General features: G+C 61.4%; 19 protein-coding genes. 8 read left to right on the forward strand and 11 right to left on the reverse strand.

Features of this window, described 5'->3' with window-relative positions:
- From GRI65_RS11685 to crcB, 6 genes are read right to left on the reverse strand one after another with little or no spacing between them, the layout of a single operon-like run.
- On the reverse strand, positions 1-696 hold the full coding sequence (locus tag GRI65_RS11685; RefSeq protein ID WP_160756748.1) for an ATP12 family chaperone protein: 696 nt from the start codon (positions 694-696) through the stop codon (positions 1-3).
- Entirely contained in the window at positions 693-902 is a 210-nt protein-coding gene (locus tag GRI65_RS11690; RefSeq protein ID WP_160756749.1) for a hypothetical protein, read from the reverse strand. Before GRI65_RS11690 ends, GRI65_RS11685 begins: the two co-directional genes overlap by 4 nt.
- Positions 899-1,552: an HAD-IA family hydrolase gene (locus tag GRI65_RS11695; RefSeq protein WP_202391304.1), complete on the reverse strand. Its 654-nt coding sequence runs from the start codon at positions 1,550-1,552 to the stop codon at positions 899-901. Before GRI65_RS11695 ends, GRI65_RS11690 begins: the two co-directional genes overlap by 4 nt.
- On the reverse strand, positions 1,549-2,151 hold the full coding sequence (locus tag GRI65_RS11700) for an FMN-binding negative transcriptional regulator (RefSeq protein WP_160756750.1): 603 nt from the start codon (positions 2,149-2,151) through the stop codon (positions 1,549-1,551). Before GRI65_RS11700 ends, GRI65_RS11695 begins: the two co-directional genes overlap by 4 nt.
- Positions 2,151-3,437 (reverse strand): RluA family pseudouridine synthase, encoded by a 1,287-nt coding sequence (locus GRI65_RS11705; protein ID WP_160756751.1) that lies wholly within the window; start codon positions 3,435-3,437, stop codon positions 2,151-2,153. The genes GRI65_RS11700 and GRI65_RS11705 overlap by 1 nt, the downstream gene beginning before the upstream one ends.
- The gene (crcB, locus tag GRI65_RS11710; protein WP_202391305.1) at positions 3,434-3,850 is read right to left on the reverse strand and encodes a fluoride efflux transporter CrcB; all 417 of its coding nucleotides are present in this window, start codon (positions 3,848-3,850) and stop codon (positions 3,434-3,436) included. Before crcB ends, GRI65_RS11705 begins: the two co-directional genes overlap by 4 nt.
- Positions 3,851-4,087: 237 nt before the next feature.
- Here crcB and rpsU point away from each other — a divergent pair, with 237 nt between their 5' ends.
- The 6 genes from rpsU (at position 4,088) to gatB (ending at position 10,089) form a co-directional block, all read left to right on the forward strand.
- On the forward strand, positions 4,088-4,294 hold the full coding sequence (rpsU, locus tag GRI65_RS11715; RefSeq protein WP_006834591.1) for a 30S ribosomal protein S21: 207 nt from the start codon (positions 4,088-4,090) through the stop codon (positions 4,292-4,294).
- A 136-nt stretch (positions 4,295-4,430) separates the two neighbouring features.
- Positions 4,431-4,988: an FKBP-type peptidyl-prolyl cis-trans isomerase gene (locus GRI65_RS11720; RefSeq protein ID WP_160756752.1), complete on the forward strand. Its 558-nt coding sequence runs from the start codon at positions 4,431-4,433 to the stop codon at positions 4,986-4,988.
- Positions 4,989-5,042: 54 nt separating this feature from the next.
- Positions 5,043-6,746: a DUF4153 domain-containing protein gene (locus GRI65_RS11725; protein ID WP_160756753.1), complete on the forward strand. Its 1,704-nt coding sequence runs from the start codon at positions 5,043-5,045 to the stop codon at positions 6,744-6,746.
- Between the two features lie 57 nt (positions 6,747-6,803).
- Positions 6,804-7,106, forward strand: coding sequence for an Asp-tRNA(Asn)/Glu-tRNA(Gln) amidotransferase subunit GatC (gatC, locus tag GRI65_RS11730; RefSeq protein WP_160756754.1), 303 nt, complete (start codon positions 6,804-6,806; stop codon positions 7,104-7,106).
- Complete coding sequence (gene gatA, locus GRI65_RS11735) at positions 7,106-8,593, forward strand: Asp-tRNA(Asn)/Glu-tRNA(Gln) amidotransferase subunit GatA (protein WP_160756755.1); 1,488 nt, start codon at positions 7,106-7,108, stop codon at positions 8,591-8,593. Before gatC ends, gatA begins: the two co-directional genes overlap by 1 nt.
- Positions 8,590-10,089: an Asp-tRNA(Asn)/Glu-tRNA(Gln) amidotransferase subunit GatB gene (gene gatB, locus GRI65_RS11740; protein ID WP_160756756.1), complete on the forward strand. Its 1,500-nt coding sequence runs from the start codon at positions 8,590-8,592 to the stop codon at positions 10,087-10,089. Before gatA ends, gatB begins: the two co-directional genes overlap by 4 nt.
- A 90-nt stretch (positions 10,090-10,179) precedes the next feature.
- Here gatB and GRI65_RS11745 read toward each other — a convergent pair whose 3' ends face one another.
- The 3 genes from GRI65_RS11745 to GRI65_RS11755 all read right to left on the reverse strand — a co-directional run bounded on the left by GRI65_RS11745 (position 10,180) and on the right by GRI65_RS11755 (position 15,654).
- Positions 10,180-10,485: a hypothetical protein gene (locus GRI65_RS11745; RefSeq protein WP_160756757.1), complete on the reverse strand. Its 306-nt coding sequence runs from the start codon at positions 10,483-10,485 to the stop codon at positions 10,180-10,182.
- Between the two features lie 41 nt (positions 10,486-10,526).
- The gene (locus GRI65_RS11750) at positions 10,527-13,373 is read right to left on the reverse strand and encodes a M16 family metallopeptidase (RefSeq protein WP_232844119.1); all 2,847 of its coding nucleotides are present in this window, start codon (positions 13,371-13,373) and stop codon (positions 10,527-10,529) included.
- Positions 13,374-13,491: 118 nt separating this feature from the next.
- Positions 13,492-15,654 carry an acylase gene (locus GRI65_RS11755; protein WP_160756759.1) on the reverse strand — a complete coding sequence of 721 codons (2,163 nt, stop codon included), beginning with the start codon at positions 15,652-15,654 and terminating at the stop codon, positions 13,492-13,494.
- 246 nt (positions 15,655-15,900) lie between these two features.
- Here GRI65_RS11755 and clpB point away from each other — a divergent pair, with 246 nt between their 5' ends.
- Positions 15,901-18,480: an ATP-dependent chaperone ClpB gene (clpB, locus tag GRI65_RS11760; protein WP_160756760.1), complete on the forward strand. Its 2,580-nt coding sequence runs from the start codon at positions 15,901-15,903 to the stop codon at positions 18,478-18,480.
- 123 nt (positions 18,481-18,603) lie between these two features.
- Here clpB and GRI65_RS11765 read toward each other — a convergent pair whose 3' ends face one another.
- The gene (locus tag GRI65_RS11765; RefSeq protein WP_160756761.1) at positions 18,604-21,615 is read right to left on the reverse strand and encodes a TonB-dependent receptor domain-containing protein; all 3,012 of its coding nucleotides are present in this window, start codon (positions 21,613-21,615) and stop codon (positions 18,604-18,606) included.
- A 304-nt stretch (positions 21,616-21,919) separates the two neighbouring features.
- A complete protein-coding gene (locus GRI65_RS11770; protein ID WP_160756762.1) occupies positions 21,920-22,486 on the reverse strand; it encodes a hypothetical protein in 567 nt (188 codons plus the stop codon).
- Positions 22,487-22,712: 226 nt separating this feature from the next.
- On the opposite strand from GRI65_RS11770, the gene GRI65_RS11775 reads away from it, so the two are divergent.
- A complete protein-coding gene (locus GRI65_RS11775) occupies positions 22,713-22,988 on the forward strand; it encodes a hypothetical protein (protein WP_160756763.1) in 276 nt (91 codons plus the stop codon).
- Positions 22,989-23,005: the final 17 nt, after the last annotated feature.

A 23,005-nucleotide genomic window follows, 5' to 3' on the forward strand; every position in this document is an offset into this window, starting at 1 on the left:
TTAGCCTGCTGCCAGCCGCAAGAACTCTGCGCCGCGCCGGAATTCCGCACTGCGCTGCGCCAGCCGGGCCTCCGCTTCGGCATCCTTTCCCCAAAGCCCGGCTTGCCAAAGCTCTTCGAGATTGGCGGCATCCCACAGCGCATCGAGATCGGCATCCGGCCTCAGCGCAGCCAATCCGATGCACAGCGACGCCGCAAGCGACGTACACGTCAGCAGCCCCGCAACAGTGAAATCATCCAGTGCCGCAAGCCGAGTGCGAAGGACGGTCAGTGTTTCCGCTGGCTGGGCGCGGTGGATAATCCCGCTGACGCGGGCGAGTTGGACGTTCTCAGCATCCTCCAGCGCGGTTAGTAGCGGTTCCCACATCTCCAGTTGGCGGCGGTACAATGCCTGCTCCGGATCGGCGCGGTAGCACAGTGTGTCGGTTTCGGCGAAGCCGAGCAATTTATCGAGGGTAGTGCCGCGTTCCCGGCCGACAATGTCGATCGCGTAATCGGCGAGATCACGGAAGCGGAACTTCGCCAGGTCGAGCTCTTCGCCCTGGGCTGCCCATTCGGCCGCCAACGCATCGGCCATAGCGCGATTGGGAACAGTCTGCGGCGAACCCGCAGCGGTCTTGATCGGGCGGCCATCCAGCAGCACGCCAAACCCGTGCTCACGCGGCTCGACACTTACGTCCCGGTAGAATCTTTTCACTCTTTCGGGCTCCGCCAGCGGCGTGCGAGAAATTGCGGGGCCACGAATGCGTCGATAATCCCAAGCACGATCAGCACATAGCCAACCTCGATCGGCCAGCCGATGGTGCCCTGCGTCACCAGCAACCCGGTGATCACCAGCGCTACGCCGAGAATTCTCGCCAGGTTGAGAAGAAACCACCGGTTCCTCGCCGCATCATCGTTCATCCCAGCAATTCTCCCAGATTTTGTGCCGACGTAGCAACCGCCTGCGCGCCTGCCGCGGTTAATTCGGCCGAAGTGTGATAGCCCCAGTCGACCCCGATGGCGCGCACATTGATCGCGCGGGCCATGTCGATATCGAAACTGGTGTCGCCAATCATCACCGTATCCCGAGGCATTGCGGCGGCATCTGCCATGGCCGCTTCGAGCATCGCCGGATGTGGTTTCGAAGGGTGCCGGTCCGCCGTCTGCAGGGAAATGAAATGGTCGATCACGCCGTGCCCCGCAAGGCAGCTTTCGAGGCCGCGATCCGATTTACCGGTCGCCACGGCAAGCAGCCAACCGCGTTCGCGCAATTGCACGATCAATTCGGCAATTCCGTCAAACATCGGCTCTTCCAATCGGCCTTCGGTTCGGCTGTCGCGGAAGGCTTGTTTGTAACCTTCGACGACCTGGACCTGATCGGAGGCGGCGGCGCCGGGCGCTAATATTCTTACCGCTTGCGGAAGGCTGAGACCGACGATCCTCCGAACCAGATGGTGATCGGGCGGTGGCAGCCCCGCCGATGCGAACCCGCGGTCCATAGCCTCGCAGATGCTTGCTTGCCCGTCGACCAGCGTCCCGTCGCAGTCGAATACCGCCAGTCGCACACTCATGAAACCAAGTCCCGCATCAGCCGGGCAATTCCGTTGGCGCCCGCGCTATCCAGCCCACGCGTGACCCGTTCGCGCTCGGCTGCCCACTTGTTCTGTGATAATTTGACCGTCTCGCGCCAGCTGCCGATTTCCATTTCGAAGCCGACGATGCCTTTCAGCAAACCGGTGAGGCGGGCGGGCGAGAGCTTGTCCATGGTCCACGGCTGACCTTCCGTGACCCTCGCCTCCTGCCGGTCGACTAACTGTTGAAGCAAGGCGCTCAGACCTTCCTCCTCCATCCGCCGGACGTGGCCTTCCAGTTCGAGTGCGACATAGTTCCACGTTGGCACCTGGTCCGGCTGACCATACCACCGAGCCGAGACGTAAGCGTCCGGCCCATTTACCACGGCGAGGGCGGTGTTTCCGGGCAAGTGCTGCGTCAGGCCGTTCCCGACGGCAAGATGAAACTGCAGCGCGCCGTCTCCGGTGGAAATGAGCGGCGTGTGGGCTACCCGCGGCCCCAAGGGGGTCTGCGCGAAAATCATCCCGAAGCCGATCTGGTCGATCAGGGCTTCGTGCAGCCGGCGATCTTCGTCCCGAAAAGCTCTGATCGGGTGCATCAGCGTCCCTTTTTGCTCGGTCCGCCCCGCTTTGGCGCGCCGGTTTTGGTACCGGCTTTCGCGGCGGGCTTGGGTGAACCCTTGCCCTTGGTCGGACCGCGTTTCGCGGGGGCCGCTGCCTTGCCGCCGGTTTTGGGCCGACCCTTGGCGATACCGTCCTTTTCATTCCGTCCACCGGCGACCCGTTCGCGACGCTCACCGCGGCGTTCCTTGCGTATCTGCTTGGAATGCTGGCGCGCGGACTGCTTTTTCTGGTCACGCGACATCGGGGTGGGCTCGTCACTGGGCAGGGCGTCGCTCAGCGTCAGGTCGAAACCCATCTGCTCCATGCTGGCAGCAAAGTGCGGGGGAAGGTCTGCCGTCACATCCAGCGGCGTACCGTCGGGGTGGTCGATCACCAGCCGCCGCGCGTGAAGGTGCAGCTTGCGGCTGATGCTGCCCGTCAGGAACGCATCCTGCCCGCCGTATTTGCCGTCGCCGACGATCGGGTGACCAATTGCCGCCATGTGGACGCGAAGCTGGTGCGTGCGCCCCGTGAGCGGCTGCAACTCGACCCAGCACGCGCTGTTTCCGGCCCGCTCGATCACCCGGTAGCGGGTGCTGGCCTTCTGGCCATTGGCTTCGTCGACATGCATCTTTTCGCCGCCGGTGCCCGGCTGCTTGGATAGCGGCGCGTCAACCTGTCCTTCGTAGACATCGGGCACCCCGACGATCAGCGCCCAGTAGACTTTCTTCGCAGTACGGCCGGAGAACCGCTTGGAGAAGAAAGCAGCGCTGCCGGGGGTCCGGGCAATCAGCAGGACACCGCTGGTATCCTTGTCGAGCCGGTGGACGAGCCGCGGGCGGGGGCCAGTCTCCGCGAAGGCATCCAGCAGACCGTCGACATGGCGGACCATGCCAGTGCCGCCCTGCGTGGCGAGGCCCGGCGGCTTGTTGAGCACGATCGCCGCACGGTCTTGCGTGATGACCATCGCGTCCGCTTCGGCGATTTCGTCTTCGGTCAGTACGCGGCGCTGGTTCGGTCCGCGGTCCGGCGTATCCCCGCCCGGCGGCACCCTGAGGATCTGGCCCGCAGCAATCCGGTCGTCGACCTTCGCCCGTTTTCCGTCGATCCGGATCTGCCCGGTCCGTGCCCAGCGCGAAACGGTGGCAAAGCCGATCTGCGGCAGATGGCGCTTGAACCACCGGTCGAGCCGTACCCCATCGTCATCGCGTCCGATGGTGAACTGGCGGACTTCGGCGGAGGTACCGGCGTTCCCGGCGGGCGGCGACTGGGCGGCACTCATGCGGCGATCCTCGTGATGATCAGGCCGAGATATAGCCCGGCAAGGCTGGCGATGACGGAGATCAGCGCATAGGACAGCGCCGCTGCCGGCTGTCCCCGCTCGATCAGTAGCATCAGTTCAAGGCTGAAGGACGAAAAGGTGGTGAACCCGCCGAGCAGGCCGACGCCGATCAGCAGCCGCCATTGCTCTCCGCTGGCCCCGCTGCGCGCGAGATAGCCCGCCAGCAACCCCATCGCGAACCCGCCGAGCACGTTGACGGTCAGTGTCGCCCACGGGAATGCGGTAATCGCCTGCGGGCCGATGAAGCGGGTCATGGTTCGGCCGAGCTGGTAACGCAGCACCGCACCTGCCGCGCCGCCCAGCGCCACATTGACGGTGGCCGCCAGGGGGGCCATTGAAGAAACAGAGGTCATGGCCCGTCCCTTAGACGCACAATCGCCTTTCGTCATCTGCGCTCTTCCAGGGCGCGCACTTGGCGGTATTTGGCGCGGGAACGCGTTCAGACCCTTGCCAAAACACCTTCGATTCGTTAAGCGCACCGCAGTTCGAGCCGATCCGGACAGGATTCGGCACAATTTCTAATGGTTAGCTGTAGGCGCAACCCCGCCGTGACGCGGGCTCTGTACCTTTGCTGTGAGGTGTTTGAATTTATGCAGATCATGGTTCGCGATAACAATGTCGACCAGGCCCTACGCGCGCTCAAGAAGAAGCTGCAGCGTGAAGGCGTGTATCGCGAAATGAAGCTGCGCCGGCACTATGAAAAGCCATCGGAAAAGCGCGCCCGTGAAAAGGCTGCCGCCGTTCGCCGCGCCCGCAAGCTGGAACGCAAGCGGATGGAGCGTGACGGGATCAAGTAGGTTCCGTCCGGCAATTGCGGGACTTCCCGCTTGAACCAGACACGATGATCAGCCATCAGGGCACGGTGCATTCCGTGCCCTTTTTGCTTTGTGTATGCCATCCACCAATCAGGCCATTCACCAAACAGGACCTTTCATGACCGAGATTACCCGTGTTCCGCTGCATCCGATCGCCAGAGGGTCGTTGACCAAGCTGTGGCTGGGTGTCGTTGCGGTGATCCTGATCGGCGCCGGCATCGCCTACGCAGCCATGCCTGCCGGTGTGTCGGTCGAAACGGTAACCGCGGGCGCAGGCCCAAATCCTTCGGCAACCGACGTGGTGTTGGTGAATTACACCGGCAAGCTTGCGGATGGCACGGTGTTCGATGAAGGCCAGCAGACGCCGCTGCCGCTGGAAGGGATGATCCCCGGCTTCCGCGAAGGCGCGATGAAAATGCAGAAGGGCGGGACGTATCTCATGACGATCCCCTCGGAAAAGGGCTATGGCGCGGAAAGCAAGGCAAACCCCCAAACCGGCGAGGAAGTGATCCCCGCGAACAGCGATTTGGTGTTCGATGTTGAACTGATCGACTTCATGTCGCTGGCAGATTTCCAGGCGCGCATGGCAGAAATGCAGCAGATGCAGCAGATGATGCAGCAACAGCAGCAGGGCGCACCCGGCGCGCCGCCGCCACCCGCACCGCCGCAGCCATAATAACTCGGATGTTTCGGGGCTTGCTGTAAGCGGTGAACAGGCAGACAACGCCGCATGACCCCAGACACGCAGGCTTCGCCGGTTCAGTTTGATAGCGATTGGTCGCTGCGCCCGTGGGTGCTGGGCCTGTTGCTTGGCGTGGCAGATCTGCTTGTCTACCTGATTACTGACGGAAACGATCAAAGCCGCGGTCACATGGCGCTGGCTGCCTTTGTTTTTTTCTCCGCCATGTTCGCGGCTTTCACGCTCGACCGGGGCCGCTGGATCGAGCCTGCCTTGGCGGCGGTGATTGCTGGCGTGGTCATGGCCGGTCTCGCATGGCAGGCGGTCGACCCGAATGACTGGCTGGCGGACGAGGACTTCGCGTTTGGCGCCGGGGTGGTCGCAATTACCCTGTCTCTGCCATTGTTCCAGGCCGGTTTTCACCGGCTTCGCTTCCGGACACCCTACCGCGACACGCATTTCCATGTCTGGACCGACATCGTCAGCGGGGCCGGAGCGCTTGTTTTCGTGGGGTTGTCCTGGGCGCTGATCGCTGTCCTGTCCGAATTGTTCCACCTGCTACAGATCGATTTGCTCAAGAACCTGATCGATGAAGAATGGTTCGGCTGGACCTATTCCGGCCTGACATTCGGCGCGGCGCTCGGCACGCTGCGCAACCAGTTGAGGATACTCGGCACCCTCCAGTCGGTCGTGCTGCTGGTCCTGTCCCTGCTCGCAGTACCGCTCGCCGCGGCGCTCGTCCTGTTCCTGGCGGCGATGATAATGTCGGGGCCCGATGTCCTGTGGGAGGCCACCCGCAGCGCCACGCCGATCCTGCTCGCCTGCGCGTTTGGTGCGTTTGTGCTGACCAATGCGATCATTCGAGACGACGACAGCGAAATGACCACGTCCCGTATCATGCGGATCACCGCGTTGATCCTCGCGCTGGGAATTCTGCCGCTGACGGTCTTTGCCGCGATTTCGATGGGCACGAGGGTGGCGCAATACGGCCTCTCGCCGGAACGGATCTGGGGCCTGATCGCCATCGGTTTCGCCTGCGCTTACGGTTTCGCCTATGTGGTGGCTCTGGTCCGCGGACGGAAAGCCGGATGGCATGACGCCCTCCGCCGCGCCAATCTCCACCTGGCGGTCGCGGGCTGCGCGCTGGCATTTATCGTGGCGCTGCCGCTGTTCGATGTCGGAGCGATGTCCGCGCGCAACCAGATCGCACGAATGGAGGCGGGCAAGGTCAGTGTGGAAGATTTCGATTATGCGGCACTGCGCTGGGATTTCGGGGAAAGCGGACGCCAGGCACTGCGAGAGTTGGCCCGATCCGAAAATGCAGAAATGAATGCGCTGGCTACAAAGGCGCTGGCAGAGAAGGAACGATCGTACCGCTACCCCTCCGGACCGGACGACGAGCAAAAGCGAGCGGCGAACCTGCGGATGGATTTCTCCGACCCCGTGTTGCGGCAAAAAGCGCAATCGGCGGTTCTCGGATTGCCGTGGGCCTGTCACACGCCGTGCGTACTTATTGATCTGGGTGCCGGGGCGGGCGGGATTCGCCGCTTGGCGAAAGTCGAAAACTTCGCTTACACGCTGTTCGAAGTCGACCTGTCCGCGGATGCCACACATGCCCCGAACAACGCGGAGTTGGGCCTCGCAACCGAAACCCCACAAGTAAAAGTCGAAGCCGGTTCCAAGGTCGAGGTCCGGCCTTTCACCGGCCGTCAAATCTATGTCGACGGCAAACCCTTGGGCGTTCCTTTCGAATAGCTTCCGATGGTGCAATGCCCGCTTGAAGCCGCGCCTCCCCGCCGCTAACGCGGCGTCATGTCCGTAGATAAACAAACTGTCGCGAAAATCGCTTCGCTGGCGCGCATCCAGATGGGTGACGCGGAGCTGGAGCGGATGGTGCCCGAACTCAACAACATCCTTAACTGGGTGGAGCAACTGGGCGAGGTCGATTGCAGCGGTGTCGAGCCGATGACTGCGGTGATCCCCAACACGTTGCGGCTGCGCGATGACGTGGTCAACGCCGACCCGCTGACCGGCGGCGACCGCCGTGACGACATCCTGGCCAATGCCCCCGCGCGCGAACACGGGTTCTTCGGCGTACCCAAGGTGATAGAATAATGACCGATATTACCGATCTGGGCGTCGCCGCGATCCGCACCGGGGTGGCACAGGGCGATTTCTCCGCGCGCGAAGTGGCAGAGGGTTTCAACGCCAATGTCGCCGCCGCATCCGCGCTCAACGCGTTCATCGTCACCACGCCGGAAAAGGCGCTCGAGGCAGCGGACAAGGTCGATGCCGACCGCGCTGCCGGCAAGACGCTCGGCAGCATGGCAGGCGTCCCTATCGGGATGAAGGACCTGTTCGCTACGGACGGTGTCCAGACCACGGCCGCCAGCCACATCCTGGAAGGCTTCGTGCCCCAGTACGAGAGCACCGTGTCCAGCAACCTCTGGGCGGCGGGTGCCGGGATGCTGGGCAAGCTCAACCTTGACCAGTTCGCCATGGGGTCGTCGAACGAAACCAGCTATTTCGGCAATGTCATCAGTCCGTGGAAACGTAGCGGCGGTTCCAACGCGCAGATGTCTCCCGGCGGTTCATCGGGCGGCAGTTCCACGGCGGTGTCGGCGAGGCTCGCCCCCGCGGCGACCGGAACGGACACCGGCGGATCGATCCGCCAGCCCGCCGCATTCACCGGCATTACCGGCATCAAGCCGACCTACGGCCGCTGCAGCCGCTGGGGCGTAGTGGCGTTCGCATCCAGCCTCGACCAGGCAGGCCCGATGGCGCATGACGTGCGCGATTGCGCGATCATGCTCGGCGCGATGGCGGGCTTCGATCCGAAGGATTCCACCAGTCTCGACCTGCCAGTTCCCGATTGGGAAGGGGAACTCAATTCCGACCTCAAGGGCAAGAGGGTCGGAATTCCGCGCGAATACCGGATGGACGGCACCGATCCTGAAATCCTCAAGAGCTGGGACGATGGTATCGCCTGGCTGAAGGATGCAGGCGCCGAAGTGGTCGATGTCCGCTTGCCGAATACGAAGTACGCGCTGCCTGCCTATTACATCATCGCCCCGGCGGAGGCCTCATCCAATCTCGCGCGCTATGACGGCGTGCGCTACGGGCTGCGCGACCTGCCGGAGGGTTCCGGCCTGCAGGACATGTACGCCGCGACCCGCGCGGAAGGGTTCGGAGACGAAGTGAAGCGCCGGGTGCTGATCGGTACGTATGTGCTCAGTGCCGGTTATTACGATGCGTATTACACGCAGGCCCAGAAAATCCGCGCCCTCGTGGCGAAGGATTTCGAGGACGCATTCCAGAAATGTGACGTGATCCTTGCCCCGACCACGCCGACCGCCAGCTTCGGCCTCGGCGAAAAGAGCGACGATCCTTTGGCTATGTATCTGAACGACGTGTTCGCGGTGCCTGCAAGCCTTGCTGGATTGCCGGCGATGAGCGTGCCGTGCGGAGTGAACGGCGAAGGATTGCCGCTCGGCCTTCAGATCATCGGTCGCGCCTTCGACGAACAGGGTGTGCTCAACGCCGGCTTGGCCATCGAGGAGCGCGCAAACTTTACAGCCAAACCGGACAGGTGGTGGGTATGAGCAATTACCGTATCCAGGGCGCGACGGGCGATTGGGAGGTCGTAATCGGCCTCGAAGTTCATGCGCAGGTCACATCGAAATCGAAGCTTTTTTCCAGCGCTAGCACCGAATTTGGGGCTGAACCCAACGCCCAGGTCAGCCTGATTGACGCCGCGATGCCCGGGATGCTCCCGGTCCTGAATGCGGAATGCGTTCGCCAGGCGGTGCGTACTGGCATGGCAATCGAGGCTCAGATCAACACCTATTCACGGTTTGACCGGAAGAATTACTTCTACGCCGACCTGCCGCAGGGGTACCAGATTTCGCAGCTTTATCATCCCATCGTGGGCGAGGGGAAGCTGCTGATCGCCAGGGACGAGAAGGCCGGCATTCCCGAAGACAAATACATCGGAATCGAGCGTATCCATATCGAACAGGATGCGGGAAAGCTGATGCACGACCAGCATCCGACCATGTCCTACGTCGATCTCAACCGCTGCGGCGTGGCGCTGATGGAAATCGTTTCCAAGCCGGACATGACTTCACCCGCCGAAGCCGGGGCATACGTGCGCAAGCTGCGGTCGATCCTGCGCTATGTCGGATCGTGTGACGGTAACATGGAAGAAGGCTCCATGCGGGCGGACGTAAACGTGTCTGTACGCAAGGTCGGCGCGGCAGAACTGGGTACGCGGACCGAGACCAAAAACGTCAATTCGGTCCGCTTCGTCATGGCGGTGATCGAACAGGAAGCGCGCCGCCAGGTCGATCTGATCGAAGAGGGCGGCACCGTGGTCCAGGAAACCCGGCTGTACGATCCGGACAAGAACGAAACGCGGTCCATGCGTAGCAAGGAAGACGCGCACGATTACCGCTATTTCCCCGATCCGGACCTGCTGCCGCTCCGGCTGGAGGATGCGTTCCTGGTGGAATGCCGCGCGTCCCTGCCTGAGCTGCCCGACGCCAAACGCCTGCGTTACACCGGCGAATTGGGCATGACCGAATATAATGCGGCGCAGCTGACGGCAGAGGTGGAAACCTTTGCCCGGTTCGAAACCCTGCTGGCGGAAACCGCGCGTCAGGCCGGAAAGACCGAAGCCGAGGTGGCTACGCAGGTCGCCAACTGGACTTTGTCGGTCGCCCCAGGTGTAATCAAGTCGCTGGGGGATGAGGCAAGGTTGGAGCACAACACCGCCGCCGCCAACGCCGCGATCCTGCAAATGGTCAGCGCCAACACAGTATCCGGCGGGCAGGCCAAGGAAATTTACGAGATCGTCCTAAAGACTGGCCGCGATCCGGCAGAAATCGCCGAGACCGAAGGATTGAAGCAGCAGTCCGACACCGGCGCCATCGAAGCGGAAATCGACAAGGTCCTCGCCGCCAATCCCGACAAGGTCGCAGAGTACCGCGGCGGCAAGGACAAGCTGTTCGGTTTCTTTGTCGGCCAGACGATGAAGGCGATGCAGGGCAAAGCCAACCCGGGCGTAGTGAACGAATTGCTGAAGGCGAAGCTGGGCTGATCGGCATTAGTCCCGGATCGCGTCACCAAGCATGAAAAAGGCCGCCGGAGCCTCGCTCCGGCGGCCTTTTCATTGGATTGGCTCTTTGCGTTAGCTTTGGCGTTCGCCTGTCATTGCCATCGAGCCGAAGGCACCGGCGTTTACGGTGCCTACCAGCTGGTCGCCGTCCACGTTTGCTTCGCAATCGAGGGTCATCGGCATGGGCACCGTCATGTTCATTTTCCAAGTCAGCGTGTTGCCGTCGATTTTGCCGTCTTCGACTTCCATGCTGCCCATCGCACCGGCGTTGGTGCCGGTGAATGTGTTGCCATCATCGCCGGGTACGACGGTAAAGGTGCTCTTCTGGTCGCCCATCGGGCTCTTGGTTACGCAATCGTAGGTTCCTGCAACAGACATTCATTCTCTCCTTGTGCATGGGTGGGTCGGGTGTGTGAGGATCAGTCGCCGGCCGCCTCGCGGGTTTCGACGGGCAGGCCCAACTTGTCGAGTTGCGGTGAGATCACCGCGGCGTCGCCGACGATAACGAAAACAAGATCATCACCGAGCAGGTTTGCTTTTGCTTCGGCGTCGATCTGCTGGGCGGTAAGGTTCGAATAACGCTCCGCCAGGGTCTCGTAATAATCGTCCGGGCGGCCGTAATTCACGATACTCTGGATTCCGCCGAGAACCGCGCGCGATGTCTCGAACCGACCGGGAAGCTCGCGGACGTTGCCGTTGACCATCCGTTCGAGTTCCTGCGCGGTGACACCCTGTCCGCCAGTGTATGCGGCCAGATCCTTGCGCAATTCGACAATCGAATCCCCGGTCCGGTCGGCCTGGACCGGCGCATAGATCAGCAGGCTGGTCTGGTCGATCGGCTGGCGCAGGATGCTGCGCACGCCGTAGGACCAGCCCTTGGTCTCACGCAGGTTCATGTTGATCCGGCTGAGGAAGCTGCCACCGAAAACCTCGTTGGCCGAACCCAGCACCAGCAGGTCTTCCGTTCCCTTCTGCGGCAGGACGCGGCCTGCCAGGATTACGGACTGCGGCGAATTTGGCCGGTTAATCAGGATAACCCGCGAAGTCTGCGAAGGAATCGGTGCAGTAAAATCCTTGGTCGGAGCCGGTACGCCGGGCGCGCGCCAGTCGCCGAAACTCGCTTCCAGCAACTTCACGGCATCGGCCAGGTTCGTATCGCCGACAATGAACACCTTGGCCATGTCGGGACGGATCCACACCCGGTGAAAATCGCCGAGTTCTTCGCGCGTGAGAATGCTGACCACGGCTGGATCGCCCGTTCCCGTGGGCGGGATACCATAGGGGTGGTCGGTACCGAACAAAGCCGGTGCGAGGGCCCGCTGGCCGATTGAACCCGGATCATTGAGCTCGTTCTTTATCCGCGTCAGTTGCTGGGTGCGGACGCGTTCCAGTTCCTTGGGATCGAAGGCCGGGTTGCGCACATAGTCAGCCATCAGTTCGAGCGAGGGGGCCAGATTTGGCTCCATCGCGGCGAGCCCGATCGTCGTCTTGTCGGCGTCGGCGATGGCGTAAAGCGCGGCACCGAGCCGTTCCTTGGCGATCGCCAGTTCGGTGGAATCCAGCGTGGTCGTGCCTTCGTCCATCATCTGCAGCATCATCGACTGGAGGCCGAGGCGCTGCTTCGGATCGGCGGCATATCCGGCATCGAACTCGATTTCGACATTGACCACCGGCACCGCGTCACGCCGGGCAAAATACACTTCCATCCCGTTTGAAAGGGTCGCCCGTTCGATGTCCGGGAAATCGAGCGGCCTCAATTCTTCGACATCCGGCAGCTTCGACCGGTCCGCTTGGGCCGTAGCCGTATTCGCCGCTGCACCCATGGACTGTGCTGCAAATGGACCGTTGTAGAACGCGGGCTGCATTCCGCTGCCAGCTTCCGGCGCGACGATGTATCCGCCGCGATTCTCGCCGCCTTCGGTCCGGTCACCCGGCTCGACAGTCAGCGAAAATACGGGGCGGGACAGCCACTTGGATGTGACGCTGCGCACTTCTTCCGGGGTCATCGCAGCGGCCCGTTCCAGCGCCTCCTTATACGCGGAGGGGTTGCCTTGATAGAGCAGCCCCTCTGCCAATGTCGGGGCCTTGCCGCCGAAGCCGCCGACCTGTTCCAGCCCGCGGATCTGGCCCGCGGCATATGTGGTGGTGGCGCGCTGCAATTCGTCCGCGGTCGGACCTTCGGCCAGGAATTTCGCAATTTGCGCGTCCAGCGCGGCCGCCAAGGTGCCCTCGTCGACCCCGGGCTTGGCATCGGCATAGACCACGAACTGGCCGGCCTGGGCGAAGATTTCAGCGCGGGCGACCACACTCACTGCCAATTGCTGTTCGCGCACCAACGCGTTGTCGAGCCGCGAACTGGCGAGGCCGCCGAGTACGGTACCGCCCATCGTCAGCGGCAGGTAATCGGGGTTGTCGAGCCCGGGAACGGCCCACATCCGGTAGATGCGCGGGGTCGCGACGCGGTCGTAAATCGTTTTCTCGAGCGGCGCGTCGAGATCGGGCACGGGGGCCGCGACTGGCTTGATCGCAGGGCCGGCGGGAATGGCGCCGAACCATTTGGAGACCTTGGCCTTGGCCGTAGCGACGTCAATATCGCCGGCCAGCGCCAGGACGGCGTTGTTGGGGCCGTAATGATCGCGGAACCACTGCTTCACATCGTCGAGCGTTGCGCTGGAAAGATCATCCATCGAACCGATGGTCGAGTGATGATAGGGGTGGCCGGACGGGTAGAGATTTTCCAGTTGTTCGTATTCTGTCAGGCCGTACGGCTGGTTGTCACCCTGCCGCTTCTCGTTCTGGACCACGCCAATCTGGTTATCGAGTTTTTCCTGCGTCACTGCGCCAAGCAGGTAGCCCATCCGGTCGCTTTCGAGCATCAGCGCTCGATCGAGCGCGCCGGTCGGCACAGTCTGGAAGTAATTCGTGCGGTCGAACCAGGTGGTCCCGTTGAAATCGGTCGCGCCGACCTGCTGCAGCGGCTCAAAGAAATCGCCCGGTGAATTTTCCGAGCCGTTGAACATCAGATGCTCGAAAAGATGGGCAAACCCGGTCTTGCCTTCGGGTTCATGCTTCGAGCCCACTGCGTACCACACCGACACGCCGACAACCGGTGCCTTGCGGTCGGTATGGACCAGCACGGTCAGGCCGTTATCGAGCGTGAAGCGTTCGTATGGGATCGAAACCGCGCTAACCAGTTCCTCAACCGAAGCGGGTTCCGCGGCGGTGACTTGCTCGGCTGACGCAGGAATTGCGGATGCCGGTTCCATCGAAGTTGTGGCGCACGCACCGAGCGAAAGTGCAAGCAGGCTGACGGCGGTAAAGCGAAGACGCATGAAATTTCCCAAATTGTTGATTTGTTTCTTTGGATACCTGTTTAACCAGCGCTCACCGGCTGGTCACGGTTTTTCGACTAACCGCATTTCTTTCGGCATCAACGCGCCAGAAATGAACCGGTTTCAGACGGTGCTGGATGAACAGTGTAGACTGGTCGCTGTAATGCGGGCTGTCAGGGCGAGTGGTCGCGGAGCCGAAGGGCTGGATCGATTGGGAGCGGACGGGTTTGCCCTGTTCCCATTCGACGAACATTACGAAGCTGTCGCCATGTTTGACCGAAAGGCGTCCGTCGTCATCAACGTCCCAGGTGGTTGATGCGCGGAGCGTATCGCTGCCACCATCGAGGGGCAGGTCGACCTCGCCCTGCCGCAGGCGCAGCACTTGTGACATCGGCGGGTCGAGCCGTCCGAAATGGGTCATCAGGTGCCGTGCGGCGTCGCCCAGTTGCCCCTCGGGAGACGGCTGTTCCAGCTTGTTCTGATACTCCGCCGACATGTATTCGCGCAATATCAGCAGCGCCAGGGCATCGGCACGTCCAACGTTGTCGGCGGTCAGGTCCCACGTGCCGAGCAATCGCTGGGCACGGTGTTCCAAGGTGCCCTTGCGCAGCGAAAGTGCGGCGATTTCGTCCAGCATCTGGTCGACGTATCCGGCCCTTTCGTAGGCTTGGTCGTACTTTATCGCCTCGAGCGTTTGGCGGTCGATCGTGGCGGCTTCGCTCATTAGTTTCCATGCGCGGCGGGCGCGGTTGGTGCTGTTGAGCTCGACCCCCAATTCCGGTGCGACGCTGTCCGGCGACAAGTCGCTGCCGGGCCCCGCGGCCTTGAATGGGTTGTTATTGGCGTTGAACACCCAGCCGGATGATGGATTGAGATATTGCGGGACATCGGCGAAATCGGCTTTTTCGGTCCAGATCAGGCTGCTGTCGTCGCCTGGCAAGATGCCGCGCCAATCGGGGCCGACCTTCCGCTTGGGGAATGATGCGTTGTAGATATAGGCAATGTTGTCCGCTGCGTCGGCGTAGATGAAATTGGTCGAGGGGACGTCCATCCGGGCCATGATGCTGGTCCACTCGGCAAGGTCTTTCGCCTTGTTGAGCCGGTAATAGGCATCGAGCTGGCCAAGATCGTCGATCCCGGCGTAGCGGATGGCATAGAAGCCATTGTCGTTCTTGATCACCGGACCGTGTTTGCTGTGGTAAACCGTCATCCACACCGGCACAGATACCGGTCCGTACCGCACCGCGAGGCGGACGGATTTTTCTTCCAGCGGCAGCCATTTTCCGTCGAGCCGGTAATTCTTGCCGCTTTCGTCCATTTCCAGCTTGTAGACATCGACGAGATCAGGGCGGTTGACCGTGTTGGTCCAACCGAGATTTTCGTTATGCCCGAGGAACGGGTACGGGCTGCCGGGGAAATTGGCGCCTGCGAAGTGCCAGCCCTCTCCGCTTTCCACGACCAGTTCGTACCACGCGACACCGCCGCGCCATGGTTGGTGCGCGTTGGAGACCAGCCGAGTGGTGGCCTCGCCGGATTTTTCCGCCGAGACTGCAAATGCGTTCGAACCGGCAAGTGCGCCGTCTTCGCCGACAGGAAGCGGGCCGGGCTGTTGCGGATTGGCGGGGGTAATCGCCGGTCCGTATTCAGGCCGCATCGGTTCACCCGCCACCAGCGGTTGGATGATGTTGTTCAGACCGAAGAAAAAAGGCTGGCGCAGCGCGAAGCCCGCCGCGACATCTTCCCCGTTGACGGGGAAAAGGCTGCCCAGCTTCAGCTCGGCAGGATGCTCGGCTGCGTATTGGTTAAGGCCCGCGGCATAGGCGTTGAACAGCGCCTGCGTATCCGCGGGGAGGGAGGTAAACTGGCGCCGGGCCGTCCCGCGCGCGTCCAGCAGGTGATAGACGTAATCGACCGCTGCCCCGTCTTCCCCGGCGATCGCGCCGTAGCGTCCGCGGCTCATCGCCACGACATCCTGCAAGGTAAAGAAATCGTCTTGTGCGTGGGCGATCGCTACGCCGAATGCGACGTCCGCGTCGGTGTCGCCGTAGATGTGGGGCACGCCGAATTCGTCGCGGATGATCTCCGCACGATAATCCGTCGCTTTGGGCGCTGTACCGCGGGTCGCGAACAGCGGCTCCCATGTCATCAGGCCAATCAGCATCACAACCAACAGGCTCAGCACAACCCAGCCCAGCCGGGCGAGCCACTTCTTCATGCAGTAATCCTCTCACCTCCGGACTAGCGGGATTTTTCCGGTCGGAAAAGGGTTGTGATACGAAACCTTCGCTTTCGGCACCGAGCGCGGTCGCCAGCCGAAACGCTTTCGCTTCGCAAGCTTGTGGCTTGGCACTGGCAACCCCTATATAGATGTAACACACCTACTGTTTGCCAAGACATGGGGGATACTTGTGTTGCAAATTCGCCACACTATATCCAGCCGGTATCATTCGAAAGGCACTTCATGAATCTCGAGAAATTCACCGATCGCGCCAAGGGTTTCCTCCAGTCGGCGCAGACAGTTGCCATCCGTAACAATCATCAGCGGATCAGCCCGACGCATTTGCTGAAGGCGCTGCTCGAAGATGAGGAGGGCATGGCCGCCGGGTTGATCCAGCGCGCGGGCGGCGATGCCAAACTTGCCGTCCAGCAGGTCGATCTGGAACTGGCGAAGGTGCCTGCGGTGTCCGGCGGCGGGGCGCAGCAGACGCCGGGCCTCGACAACGATGTCGTGCGCCTGCTCGACCAGGCAGAACAGATCGCCGAGAAAGCTGGCGATAGCTACGTCACGGTCGAGCGCCTGCTGGTCGCGCTCTCGCTCGCCAGCACCACCAAGGCGGGCCAGATACTGAAGGCCGCAAATGTAGAGCCGGGCGCACTGAACTCTGCGATCAACGAATTGCGCGGCGGCCGCACGGCTGACACCTCCAGTGCCGAAAACGCCTATGACGCGATGAAAAAATATGCCCGTGACCTCACCCAGGCCGCGCGCGATGGCAAGCTCGACCCGGTGATCGGCCGCGACGAGGAAATCCGCCGCACGATCCAGATCCTCGCCCGGCGTACCAAGAACAATCCCGCCCTTATCGGCGAGCCGGGAACCGGCAAGACGGCGATTGCCGAAGGACTGGCGCTGCGGATTGCCAATGGTGATGTGCCCGACAGCCTGAAAGGGCGCACGTTGATGGCGCTCGACATGGGCTCGCTCATAGCGGGCGCCAAATACCGCGGCGAATTTGAGGAACGGCTGAAGGCGGTGCTCGATGAAGTTAAGGGTGCGGAAGGCCAGATCATCCTGTTCATCGACGAAATGCACACGCTGATCGGTGCCGGCGCCTCGGAAGGGTCGATGGATGCTTCCAACCTGCTGAAGCCGGCTCTGTCACGCGGTGAACTCCATTGCATCGGCGCGACCACGCTGGATGAATATCAGAAATATGTCGAGAAGGACCCCGCGCTGCAGCGACGGTTCCAGCCGGTCTATATCGAGGAACCCAGCGTCGAGGACACGATCTCCATCTTGCGCGGAATCAAGGACAAGTATGAGCTACACCATGGGGTTCGGATCACCGACAATGCGATTGTTGCGGCGGCGCAGCTGAGCAATAGGTATATCTCCAACCGCTTCCTGCCCGACAAGGCGATCGATCTGATGGACGAGGCGGCGAGCCGGATCCGGATGGAGGTGGAGTCGAAGCCGGAGGAGATCGAGGGTCTCGACCGCCGGATTATCCAGCTGAAGATCGAGGAATCGGCCCTCACCAAGGAGAGCGACCAGGCTTCCAAGGATCGGCTGAGCGCCCTGCGCGAGGAACTGGCCAATCTGGAGCAGCAAAGTTCCGAACTGACTACCCGCTGGCAGAACGAGCGCGACAAGATCCATGCCGAGAGCAGGCTGAAAGAACAGCTCGACGCGGCGAAGATCGAACTCGAACAGGCTCAGCGCGAAGGTGACCTCGCCAAGGCTGGCGAGCTGTCTTACGGGCGCATTCCTGAACTCGAGAAGGCGCTGGAGGCGGCGCAGGGTCATACCGAAAACGCGCTGCTACGCGAAGAAGTGACCGAAGACGACATCGCCGGCGTTGTCAGCCGGTGGACCGGCGTGCCGGTCGACCGGATGATGCAGGGCGAGCGGGACAAGTTGCTGGCCATGGAATCGACCATCGGCAAACGGGTCATCGGCCAGGAACAGGCGGTCAACGCTGTATCGAAGGCGGTGCGCCGCGCACGGGCCGGATTGCAGGACCCGGGCAGGCCCTTGGGCAGCTTCCTGTTCCTCGGCCCCACCGGTGTCGGCAAGACCGAACTGACCAAGGCGCTGGCCGAATTCCTGTTTGACGACGATTCGGCGATGGTCCGGATCGACATGAGCGAATTCATGGAGAAGCATGCGGTCGCCAGGCTGATCGGTGCACCTCCCGGCTATGTCGGATATGAGGAGGGCGGGGTGCTGACTGAGGCGGTGCGACGGCGGCCTTATCAGGTCGTGCTGTTCGACGAGGTAGAGAAGGCGCACAACGACGTCTTCAACGTGCTGCTGCAGGTGCTCGATGACGGCCGGCTCACAGACGGGCAGGGCCGCGTTGTCGATTTCTCGAATACGCTGATTATCCTCACGTCCAACCTTGGCAGCCAGTATCTGTCGAACCTCGAGGAAGGCCAGAAGGTCGAGGATGTCGAGCCGCAGGTGATGGACGTGGTGCGCGGGCATTTCCGTCCGGAATTCCTGAACCGGTTGGACGAGATCATCCTGTTCCACCGCCTGGCGATGGAGCACATGGCCCCGATCGTGGATATCCAGGTCGGCCGGGTGCAGAAACTATTGAAGGACCGCAAGATTACTCTCGACCTGACCGAAGCGGCAAGGCGCTGGCTCGGCCGGGTCGGCTATGATCCGGTCTACGGCGCGCGGCCTCTGAAGCGAGCGGTCCAGCGCTACCTGCAGGACCCGCTGGCCGACATGATTTTGCGCGGCGAAGTTCCCGACGGCAGCACGGTCGAGATCGACGAGGGCGACGGTGCGCTGGAGATGGCCGTCACTTAAGGATACGGCGGGGGCGGTCGTTCCAGGACACCCGCCTCGGCCAATCCGGAAAACGAACAATTGCCTAACAAAAAAGGGCCCCGGTTTCCCGGGGCCCTTTCTTTTGAGCAATGCTCGGTATGATCAGAGCGCGAAGTTCACGTTAGCGAACCACGTACGGCCCCGGTAATCATAACCGGAATAGAGCGGTGCGTTACCGACCGTGTTGAAGCCGATTGCAGTGATTTCCGGCGGTGCGGTGTTGAACAGGTTACGAACACCAAAGGTGAATTCGAACTGGTCAACATCGACCTGGACCGAAGCAGAGTGCAGGAAGTAATCATCGGTTTCGAGCAGGTACTGGTCACGGAAAGCCTGAACCGTATCCGGGTCGGTTTCGCCGGTCAGTTCGTCGAAGGCGAAGAACTCGTAGGTCTTGTTCTTGTCACCATCCGTCCAATCGATCCCGTAACGGAACGTCACGTTGTCGATCGCATAGGTAACGTCGAAGCTACCCACCCAGTCAGGCTGCGTCACGATGCCATTGGCGTCGGTCAGGAACTCTTCCGGGAACAGACGGGTCGACTGCTCGGTGTACTTCGTGACGTTCGCATTCAGTACGAAACGTCCGTCGAACAGATCACGTGCGTAACGGGCGTTGAATTCATAACCCTTCACGATGTCTTCCGACAGGTTCACGAAGCTGCTGATCACCGTCAGACGCTGGTTGGCGTCACGGGTAACGAAGCGGCAGAAACCGGCATTCGGATCGAAGTTCACATCAGAGTAGCAACGGTTCAGGATGGTCCCGCCCGCGAGATCTGATACGCCGTTGTCAACCTTGATGTCGAAGTAATCGAGTGACAGCGAAACGGTACCGATCGAAGCTGGCAGCGGTGGGCTGACAACTGCGCCAACGGTCCAGTTCTTAGAGGTTTCCGCCGACAGGCCTGCTTCGGCACCGCCGACCCGGAAGACGCTGATTCCGCTGGTTTGCGTAAAGCCAACAGGCAGACCGATCGAGGCGCAGTTAGCCGCAATGATCTGCTGGTTGGGCGATTGCGCGCCAGGAGCAGGAAGATCGTCGCAAGGGTCGCTACCGGAACCAAGGAAGCCACTGGTGGCACCAAGGAACTGCTCAGCCAAGGCCGGAGCACGGTAGGAGGTGCCGTAGCTGCCGCGAAGGGCGAAACCACGAATTGGCTCCCACTCGCCGCCGATCTTGTACGTGGTATCGGAACCATACGATGCATAATCCGTGTACCGGGCCGACGCGTTGAGGTTCAGGCGGTAGAAGAACGGTACATCGGCCAGGATCGGCACGAAGACTTCGCCGAAGACTTCCTTGACGTTGTCGTTGCCGACCGTCGGCGTGCCGGCAGTGAGACCGAACAGGTTGCCGTTGATCGAGTTGGCATCCGGCTGGTCGTTGATGCTCTGCTTGCGGTATTCAGCACCAAGAGCAAGCTGAACATCGCCGCCGGGCATGGCGAAGATCGGACCATCGATGTTGAAGGCGAAGGTCGTTTCACGGAACTGCGTCTCACCGATTGTGTTGACCAAGATGTAATCCTTGAAATCCTGCGGAAGGATCCCCCCGATTACGTCTGCACTAAGAGCCGGTGCTGCCACGCAGTTGGGATTGATACCCTGAGATGCGCAGCTGAACGAACCGTCTGTGTTCTGCACGACGTCGAGCGAAGCTGCCAGACGGTCGGTGAGGAACGATTCGATTTCGTAGGTACCATCGTTCCACGACTTGCCGACATAGGCATCGTAACGCCAACCTTCGAGGAAGAAGTCGCCGCGAAGGCCTGCGCCTGCGCGGACGTAGTCAACCTGTTGGGCGGAATCCGTGAGACCGAAGCCGATGAAGCCACGGGCCGCAACAGTCCGACCGTTCGAGGTGGGGTTGGCAGCAAGGAAGACACCATTACGCAGGTTCGTCGGAAGCAACGGACTGCCGGTGACATAATCGAGCGACAGCTGACGGTACAGCGGCGAGGCCGAGTTCCGACGCGTGCCGAGTAGTTCGCCGTAAAGTTCGGCGTTGCCGAGCGTTCCGAGGTCGTAGCTTGCGGACAGATAGCCGGTGTAGATTTCGGCTTGGGTAATCAGCGGTTCTTCTTCCTGAGCCGGGTCAAGGGTATCGCGGCTGTAGAAATCGACACCGAGATAGCCTGGGAACGGACCAGTGGTCTGGCCGGGCGCTGGAACGAAACGGTTGAAACGTCCTACGGCGCCGGTCGTACGGCTCACGGCATCGCGAGTTGGGGCGCCAAGGGTGTTGATTGTCACGCCGCCATTGTCCAGCGTGAAGCAGCCTGTGCCGTCGAAACCGACGCCATCAGCGGAGCCGAATTCGGAACCTTCCCCATCAAGGAAGCCGCCAATCGGGCAATCGAAGAATGGCACGTCGTTGCGGGCCAGCTTGTTGCGCTTGCGGTATTCAACCGAGCCCACGATGCTGAGACGGTCCGTCTGGAAACCGAACGATGCCGCAACGCGGGTATCGATACCGGCACCCACTTCGGGAACGTTGGTCTGAGCTTCGATCTGGAAACCACGAAGCTGCTGGTCGGTGATGATGTTGACAACACCGGCGACTGCGTCCGAACCGTAAACGGACGAAGCGCCCGCTTTCAGGACTTCGATGCGGTCGACGATTGCGGTCGGCAGGACGTTAAGGTCGGCTGCGAGAACCGAACCACGCGTACCGCCCGGAGCAAGCCGGCGACCATTCAGAAGAATGAGCGTACGTGAAGGGCCGAGGCCGCGAAGGCCGAGAGTATTGGCACCGGTGCCGCCGTCGGTTACAAAACCGCCGAAGAAGTTGTTGATCTGGCCGGAACCCTGGGTCACCGCATTGCTCTGCAACGCGTCAGTCGCGCTGTTGAAGCCTGCCTGGGTGATTTCTTCCGAGGTGATCACGGTGATTGGTTCGGCGGTCGTGAATTCGTCACGACGGATACGCGTGCCGGTAACGACAATAGCGCCGGCGACCGGAGCTTCTTCGGTTACCGTTACTGGTGCTTCGTCATCGGCATCCTGCGCATAGGCGGGCGACGCGAAGGTAGCCAGTGTTACCGCTGCAAGGCCTGCGCCTGCGAACAGGCGTCCCTTGCCAACGTTCAAGTTGGTGAGAGTATTTTTCATAGTAGATCCAGTCCCCCTGAGGATGGCCGGAAAACCCGGCATCTAGGATAAAAGTCGAACAAACAGGTTCAGCGACACGGGGCCGTGCTGAATCCGCTCTGCCGAGGGATGGGGCACAGGGGGACTAGTCGCAAATGAAATCAAACCGCAACATTGACTTTAAGGTGTCGCTGTTGCGCTGCAGCAACAGTCACAACGGAGCACCACTTTGTCGATAATTTTCGCAATCTAAGGAGTTCGCGAACGCTGTCCGGCGATGTGCCGAACTTGGGACCACCCGTCTGCAACGCGCCGTCTGGCCTGATCAGCGAATGCGCCGGCCCTTCACGCCTAGCTGGTCGTTGACCCTGATGAAGTAACTGCCAAGAGCCGCCTTCCGGAATTCCACCGGCTGTCCCGGCTCAGGATCGAGCAAGCGCCTGGGTGCTTCATCGATCTGCCACAAGGCACCTTCAGCAGTCTGGATGACCCATCCTTGGCGGGTCCTGGTGGCTGATGTGATAGTGCTTTGGAGGACTTCCAGTTCCTCTGTGTCGCTTTCGTCGCGCTTTTTAAAGATGCCGAGGTCGGGAACCGAGAGCCCGAAAAACTTGCGGCGTGTTTCCCGCACGTCGGCGCGGTCCACGACCTGAAGATCGCCTTCTTCGTTCGCCTTGAGCATGCGCGAGACTGCGCTGTCGAAGCAGGCGAGCCGCGCCGAATCGGCCGCCTCTGCCTGGCAGGATTTAAGCAAATCGAGATATTCGACATTCTCCCCGCCCTGGGTCGCGGCGGCATCTTGCGCGGCTGCAGGCGGGGACACAGCAGCCAGGGTCGTGAGCGCGAAACCAAGGGTGAGGGCATTCACGGGCCGAATTCGCATCAATTTCATGGAACTATCCTGTCCTGGTTTGCCGGGGAAGATGGCGCGGAACCTTCACGGTTCTCGATTTGCCGGATTTCAGGCAGTTGCCCCAATTCTGAGGTTTCTTCAATCCTTGGCCGTTGTTCAATCTGCGTTGATAATGCGCGAGGGACCCAGGATCCCTTGTTTATCTTTGACTGATATCTGACCCGGTGGCAAAAGTCGGCATTCAGTCATCGCGTGGGGATATTGTATGAGTTTTTCAGGTCTTGCCTCAGTTCTGATCATTGCGGCCGCTTCCGCCAATCCGGCGGCGGCCACTCCGCAACCACCAAGCCAGCCAGCCACTGCCGAAGCTGCGCCTGCCGAAGCGAAGCCCGAAAAGATGATCTGCCACCAAGACAAGGTCATCGGTTCCCGGGTCAGCGCTAAAAAGGTCTGCAAGACCGCATCGCAGTGGGCGGCGGAAAAGCAGGATGCGCGTGAAGCAACCGAAAAGGTGCAGTCCGCCCGGTGGAAATCGGAATAGGTCTACGGCAACTATCG

This window comes from Allopontixanthobacter sediminis, from assembly GCF_009828115.1.
Taxonomy (GTDB): domain Bacteria; phylum Pseudomonadota; class Alphaproteobacteria; order Sphingomonadales; family Sphingomonadaceae; genus Allopontixanthobacter; species Allopontixanthobacter sediminis.

Bases quoted from the DNA above. Each gene is read 5' to 3' on its own strand.
- GRI65_RS11690 (WP_160756749.1), bottom strand. From the start codon at position 902: ATGAACGATGATGCGGCGAGGAACCGGTGGTTTCTTCTCAACCTGGCG.
- GRI65_RS11695 (WP_202391304.1), bottom strand. From the start codon at position 1,552: ATGAGTGTGCGACTGGCGGTATTCGACTGCGACGGGACGCTGGTCGAC.
- GRI65_RS11700 (WP_160756750.1), bottom strand. From the start codon at position 2,151: ATGCACCCGATCAGAGCTTTTCGGGACGAAGATCGCCGGCTGCACGAA.
- GRI65_RS11705 (WP_160756751.1), bottom strand. From the start codon at position 3,437: ATGAGTGCCGCCCAGTCGCCGCCCGCCGGGAACGCCGGTACCTCCGCC.
- crcB (WP_202391305.1), bottom strand. From the start codon at position 3,850: ATGACCTCTGTTTCTTCAATGGCCCCCCTGGCGGCCACCGTCAATGTG.
- rpsU (WP_006834591.1), top strand. From the start codon at position 4,088: ATGCAGATCATGGTTCGCGATAACAATGTCGACCAGGCCCTACGCGCG.
- GRI65_RS11720 (WP_160756752.1), top strand. From the start codon at position 4,431: ATGACCGAGATTACCCGTGTTCCGCTGCATCCGATCGCCAGAGGGTCG.
- GRI65_RS11725 (WP_160756753.1), top strand. From the start codon at position 5,043: ATGACCCCAGACACGCAGGCTTCGCCGGTTCAGTTTGATAGCGATTGG.
- gatC (WP_160756754.1), top strand. From the start codon at position 6,804: ATGTCCGTAGATAAACAAACTGTCGCGAAAATCGCTTCGCTGGCGCGC.
- gatA (WP_160756755.1), top strand. From the start codon at position 7,106: ATGACCGATATTACCGATCTGGGCGTCGCCGCGATCCGCACCGGGGTG.
- gatB (WP_160756756.1), top strand. From the start codon at position 8,590: ATGAGCAATTACCGTATCCAGGGCGCGACGGGCGATTGGGAGGTCGTA.
- GRI65_RS11745 (WP_160756757.1), bottom strand. From the start codon at position 10,485: ATGTCTGTTGCAGGAACCTACGATTGCGTAACCAAGAGCCCGATGGGC.
- GRI65_RS11750 (WP_232844119.1), bottom strand. From the start codon at position 13,373: ATGGAACCGGCATCCGCAATTCCTGCGTCAGCCGAGCAAGTCACCGCC.
- GRI65_RS11755 (WP_160756759.1), bottom strand. From the start codon at position 15,654: ATGAAGAAGTGGCTCGCCCGGCTGGGCTGGGTTGTGCTGAGCCTGTTG.
- clpB (WP_160756760.1), top strand. From the start codon at position 15,901: ATGAATCTCGAGAAATTCACCGATCGCGCCAAGGGTTTCCTCCAGTCG.
- GRI65_RS11765 (WP_160756761.1), bottom strand. From the start codon at position 21,615: ATGAAAAATACTCTCACCAACTTGAACGTTGGCAAGGGACGCCTGTTC.
- GRI65_RS11770 (WP_160756762.1), bottom strand. From the start codon at position 22,486: ATGAAATTGATGCGAATTCGGCCCGTGAATGCCCTCACCCTTGGTTTC.
- GRI65_RS11775 (WP_160756763.1), top strand. From the start codon at position 22,713: ATGAGTTTTTCAGGTCTTGCCTCAGTTCTGATCATTGCGGCCGCTTCC.